Origin of the sequence: Saccharomonospora saliphila YIM 90502 (assembly GCF_000383795.1) — a bacterium.
Lineage (GTDB): Bacteria > Actinomycetota > Actinomycetes > Mycobacteriales > Pseudonocardiaceae > Saccharomonospora > Saccharomonospora saliphila.
Genome location: NZ_KB912641.1, coordinates 34,197 through 39,610, shown reverse-complemented (window position 1 = coordinate 39,610; position 5,414 = coordinate 34,197). Strand labels below are relative to the sequence as shown.

At 72.1% G+C, this 5,414-nt stretch carries 6 protein-coding genes and 1 pseudogene; all 7 read left to right on the top strand.

All coding sequences use genetic code 11. The annotated features are described in order from the left end of the window. A pseudogene (locus SACSA_RS22005) lies at positions 1 to 269 on the top strand (DUF998 domain-containing protein); the annotation flags it as partial. Between the two features lie 50 nt (positions 270 to 319). Continuing rightward, complete coding sequence (gene fabG / locus SACSA_RS0107845; protein ID WP_019814828.1) at positions 320 to 1,081, top strand: 3-oxoacyl-ACP reductase FabG; 762 nt, start codon at positions 320 to 322, stop codon at positions 1,079 to 1,081. After that, positions 1,078 to 1,539, top strand: a complete 462-nt coding sequence (locus SACSA_RS0107840) for a MaoC family dehydratase (protein WP_019814827.1) — start codon at positions 1,078 to 1,080, stop codon at positions 1,537 to 1,539. Before fabG ends, SACSA_RS0107840 begins: the two co-directional genes overlap by 4 nt. Before the next feature lie 95 nt (positions 1,540 to 1,634). Continuing rightward, positions 1,635 to 2,654 (top strand): phosphotransferase family protein, encoded by a 1,020-nt coding sequence (locus SACSA_RS0107835; RefSeq protein ID WP_019814826.1) that lies wholly within the window; start codon positions 1,635 to 1,637, stop codon positions 2,652 to 2,654. Positions 2,655 to 2,656: 2 nt separating this feature from the next. Then, a complete protein-coding gene (locus SACSA_RS0107830) occupies positions 2,657 to 3,865 on the top strand; it encodes an acyl-CoA dehydrogenase family protein (RefSeq protein ID WP_019814825.1) in 1,209 nt (402 codons plus the stop codon). Further along, positions 3,865 to 5,061: an acyl-CoA dehydrogenase family protein gene (locus SACSA_RS0107825; protein ID WP_019814824.1), complete on the top strand. Its 1,197-nt coding sequence runs from the start codon at positions 3,865 to 3,867 to the stop codon at positions 5,059 to 5,061. Before SACSA_RS0107830 ends, SACSA_RS0107825 begins: the two co-directional genes overlap by 1 nt. Next, on the top strand, positions 5,058 to 5,414 hold a 357-nt coding region (locus SACSA_RS0107820), incomplete at its 3' end, for an acyl-CoA dehydrogenase family protein (RefSeq protein ID WP_028661664.1). The genes SACSA_RS0107825 and SACSA_RS0107820, both read left to right, overlap by 4 nt.

The window sequence follows — 5,414 nt, the reverse complement described above, 5'->3', positions numbered from 1 at the left end:
CGTCCCGCGCGGTGTACCCGCGCTCCCCCGGCCGCCGCGCGGTCGCACGGCTGCTCGCGGCGGCGTCGCTGGCGTGGTTCGGCGTGATCCTCGGCGCCGTGGTACTGGAGCTAGCAGGCGGCACGCCGTGGTGGCGGGCGATCCCGCTGGGCCTGGTCGAGCGGTCGATGGCGGCCACCGAGGTACTGGCCGTGCTGTCGCTGGCGCCCGGTCTGATTCGCGTGGCCGATACCGCCCCCGCACCGCCCGGTCGCCTGGTAGGTTACTAAGCGCACGCTTACTCGCGCAGCACTTGCCTACTCGACGAGGAGGAACGCACGTGACCGACTCTTCTCCCCGCGTCGCGATCGTGACCGGAGCAGGCCGGGGCATCGGCGCCGCCGTCGCGCGGCGACTGGCCTCCGACGGCTTCGCCGTCGCCCTGTTCGACCTGGACGAGGCCGGGGCCACGGCCGGGGCCGAGGCGATCACCGCCGACGGGGGCCGGGCGATCGGTGTCGGGCTCGACATCAGTGACGCCGAGCAGGTGGACTCCGCGGTCGAGACCGTGGCCACCGAGCTGGGGCCGCCGACCGTACTGGTGAACAACGCCGGGATCACGCGGGACAACCTGCTGTTCAAGATGAGCGAGTCCGACTGGGACTCGGTGATGGGCGTGCATCTGCGCGGCTCCTTCCTCATGAGCCGGGCCGTGCAGCGGCACCAGACCGAGCAGAAGTGGGGCCGCGTGGTGAACCTGTCCAGCACCTCGGCACTGGGCAACCGCGGACAGGCCAACTACTCGACGGCCAAGGCCGGTCTCCAGGGCTTCACGAAGACCCTGGCGATCGAGCTGGGCAAGTTCGGCGTCACCGCCAACGCGATCGCCCCCGGGTTCATCGAGACCGAGATGACCGCGGCCACCGCCGAGCGGGTCGGCGTGCCCTTCGAGGAGTTCAAGAAGGGCGCGGCGGAGCAGATCCCGGTGCGCCGGGTCGGCCAGCCGTCCGACATCGCGGGCGTGGTCTCGTTCCTGGTCAGCGACGACGCCTCGTTCGTCTCCGGCCAGGTGATCTACGTGGCGGGAGGCCCGAAGGCATGAGCGGCACCCGCGTCTTCGCCGACCTCGCCGAACTGGAGGCCGCCGTCGGCGAGCACCTCGGCACCGGCCCCTGGCACACGGTGACCCAGGAGCAGGTGAACCTGTTCGCCGACGCCACGGGAGACCACCAGTGGATCCACGTGGACCCCGAGCGCGCGGCGGCGGGACCGTTCGGCGGCCCCATCGCCCACGGTTACCTCACCCTGTCGCTGCTGCCGAAGCTCGGCGCGGAGGTCTACCGCGTCGAGGGCCTGAGCATGGGCGTCAACTACGGCGTCAACAAGGTGCGGTTCCCGCAGCCGGTGCGGGTCGGCTCGCGCATCCGGGCCAGCGCCGAGCTCGTGCGGGTCACCGAGGCGCAGCAGGGCAAGCAGGCCGTCGTGGCGTGGACCCTCGAGATCGAGGGCGAGGCCAAGCCCGCGTGTGTCGCCGAAACCGTGGGGCTGCTGGTCCCCTGACACCGGCGCACCGGTTCTCCGCCCGGCGCGGCGCGCGGTTCGGCACACCACCGGCCCGCCCGCCCGGGCCGGGCACCGGGGCCCGAGGAGGTCCTATGAGTGAGCCGAACCCGCCGGGACTGGACCTGGCGCGGTTGCGCGAGTACCTCGACCACGAGCGGCCCGGGCTGGTGACCGGACCGCTGACCGCCCAGGTGATCGAGGGCGGGCGTTCCAACCTGACCTACGTGGTCGGCGACGGCACACACCGCTGGGTCGTGCGCCGTCCGCCGTTGGGCCACGTGCTGCCCACCGCCCACGACATGACCCGCGAGCACCGCGTGCTGAGCGCGCTCGGGCCCACGGCCGTGCCCGTGCCGCCGACGGTACTGCTGTGCACCGACGAGTCCGTGCTCGGCGCGCGGTTCTACGTCATGGACCACGTCGAGGGCACGCCGTTCCGCCGCGCGGACGAGCTCGCCGTGCGCGGTCCCGAGCGCACGCGCGGCATCGCCTGCGCCCTGATCGACACCCTGGCCGACCTGCACGCGGTGGACTTCACCTCGGTCGGGCTCGCCGACTTCGGACGCCCGGAGGGGTATCTGGACAGGCAGTTGCGCCGCTGGGCCAAGCAGCTCGAAGGTTCGCGCAGCCGCGACATCCCGGGCATCGACAGGCTGCACGAGCGGCTCGCCGCACGGCAGCCGGCCTCCCCGGAACCGGCGATCGTGCACGGCGACTACCGGCTGGACAACGTGCTCGTCGGCGACGACGACGCCATCACCGCCGTGCTCGACTGGGAGATGTCCACACTGGGCGATCCGCTCACCGACGTGGCGCTGATGGTGGCCTACTCCGAACGGCAGGCGCTGGGCGAGCACGTCAGCGACGTGACCGAGGCGCCCGGCTACCCGGGCACCGACGAGCTCGTCGCCCGCTACACCGCCCGTTCCGGGCGCGACACCTCGGCGCTGAACTGGTACGTGGGATTCGCCTTCTTCAAGCTCGCGGTGATCCTCGAAGGCATCTACTACCGGTTCAGCCAGGGCCAGACCGTCGGCGAGGGTTTCGACACGATCGGCGCGGGAGTCGCACCGCTCGTGGCACGCGGCAACGCCGTCATCGAGGAGGACTGACCATGGATTTCGCCTTCGACGCCACGACCGAGGCCTACCGCGCCACGCTCACGGCGTTCATGGACGAGCACGTCTACCCCGCAGAGGAGGTGTACGAACAGCAGGCCAGGGCCGCCGATCCGCCGGGGACCACGCCTCCGGTGCTGGCCGAGCTCAAGACTGAGGCGCGCAGGCGCGGGTTGTGGAACTTCTTCCTGCCGGGCGAACTGGGCGCCGGACTGACCAACGCGCAGTACGCCCCGTTGGCCGAGATCACCGGCCGCAGCCCGCACCTCGCCCCCGCCGCGCTCAACTGCGCGGCACCCGACACGGGCAACATGGAGGTGCTGGCGGAATTCGGCAGCCGACGGCAGCGCGAGCGCTGGCTGGAGCCACTGCTCGCCGACGAGATCCGCTCGGCCTTCGCCATGACCGAACCGGACGTGGCCTCCTCCGACGCGCGCAACATCGCCACCCGCATCCAGCGGGACGGCGACTCCTACGTCATCACCGGCCGCAAGTGGTTCATCTCCGGTGCGATGGACCCACGCTGTGCCGTGCTGATCGTGATGGGCAAGACCGACCCGGACGCCGAGCCACACCGGCAGCAGAGCATGGTCCTGGTACCGAGGGACACCCCGGGCGTCGACGTGCGGCGCGGTATGACCGTGTTCGGCTACGGCGACGAGCGTTTCAGCGACCACGCCGAAGTCGTCTTCGACGGGGTCCGGGTGCCTGCGGAGAACCTGATCGGCGGCGAGGGCGACGGGTTCGCCATCGCGCAGGCACGGCTCGGCCCTGGCCGCATCCACCACTGCATGCGGGCCATCGGCATGGCCGAGCGGGCGATCGAGCTGATGTGCCGCCGCACGGTCTCGCGCGTGGCCTTCGGCAAACCGCTGGCCGAGCAGGGCGTGGTGCAGGACTGGATCGCCGAGTCGCGGGTGCGGGTCGAGCAACTGCGGCAGCTCGTGTTCAAGACCGCCTGGCTGATGGACACCGCGGGGAACAAGGGCGCGCACACCGAGATCCAGGCCATCAAGATCGCCACGCCCCGCACCGTGGAGTGGATTCTCGACAAGGCCATCCAGGCTCACGGCGCGGCCGGGGTCAGTCAGGACACCCCGCTCGCCTCACTGTGGGCGTCGGTGCGGACCCTGCGGTTCGCCGACGGACCCGACGAGGTGCACAAGCGGTCGCTGGCCCGACGCGAGCTGAAGGGCTACCTCTGATGAGCGAGCCGACACCGGACGCCGAGGACCTGCGCGCGCGGGTCCGGACACTGCTGGCCGACCACGACCCGGCCACCACCGACCGGCTCGAGTTCCTGCGGGCACGCTTCGCCGCGGGACTGGCCTGGGTGAACTATCCCGAAGGGCTCGGCGGGCTGGGCGCGCCGCGCGAGTTGCAGGGCGTGGTCGAGGCGGAGCTGGCCGCCGCGGGCGCGCCGGACAACAACCCGCGCCGCAACGGCATCGGTCTGGGCATGGCGGCGCCGACGATCCTGCGGTTCGGCACCGCCGAGCAGCGCGCGCGGTTCCTGCCGCCATTGTGGACGGGCGAGGAGGTGTGGTGCCAGTTGTTCAGCGAGCCGGGCGCGGGCTCGGACCTCGCGGCGCTGGCCACCCGGGCCGTGCGCGGCGACGACGGTGACTGGCTCGTCACCGGGCAGAAGGTGTGGACCTCCACCGCCCACACGGCGCGGTGGGCGATCCTTCTCGCCCGCACCGATCCGGACGTGCCCAAGCACCGGGGCATGACCTATTTCGTCTGCGACATGACCGCGCCGGGCGTCGAGGTCCGCCCGCTACGCCAGATCACCGGGGAGGCCGAGTTCAACGAGGTCTTCCTCACCGGCGTGCGCGTTCCCGACTCCCAGCGGCTCGGCGAGGTCGGCGAGGGCTGGAAGGTGGCCACCTTCACCCTGAACAACGAGCGCGTGGCCATCGGCGGCAACGCCATGCCCCGCGAGGGCGGGATGCTCGGCAGGGTCCTGCGGACCTGGCGCGAGCACCCGGAACTGCGCACGCCCGAGCTGCACGAACGCCTGCTGCGGCTGTGGGTGGAGCAGGAGGCGTTCCGGCTCGCCGGGGCCCGGCTGCGCCAGCAGCTCGCGGTCGGGTCTCCCGGGCCCGAGGGCGCGGGCATGAAGCTGGCCTTCGCGCGCCTGTCGCAGGCGCTGTCCGGACTGGAGCTGGAGTTGCTCGGCGAGCGGGGACTGCGCTACGACGACTGGACGATGCGCAGGCCGGAGCTGGTGGACTTCCTCGGCCGGGAGGCCGGGTACCGGTACCTGCGCGCCAAGGGCAACTCGATCGAGGGCGGCACCTCGGAGATCCTGCGCAACGTGATCGCCGAACGAGTGCTCGGGCTGCCGTCCGAGCCGCGCGTCGACACCGACATCGCCTGGAAGGACCTGCCCCGATGAGCACCCCGGACCTGCTCTACTCCGATGTGGAAAGGGACCTGCGCGCCAGCGTGGCCGGATTGCTGACCGACCACTGCCCGCCCACCGCGCTCGCCGAGCGCCTGGAACGCGCCGAGCCCTACGACCCGGCGCTGTGGCGGACGCTGGCCGCCGAGCTGGGCCTCGCGGGCCTGCACGTGCCCGAGGAATTCGGCGGGCAGGGCGCCACCACCCGCGAGACCGCCGTGGTGCTGGAGGAACTGGGGCGCTCGGCCGCGCCGCTGCCCTACCTCGGCAGTGCCGTGCTGGCGACCTCGGTACTGCTGCACGCCGCACCCGCCACGCACGCACCGGTGGCGCGGGCGTTGCGCGGG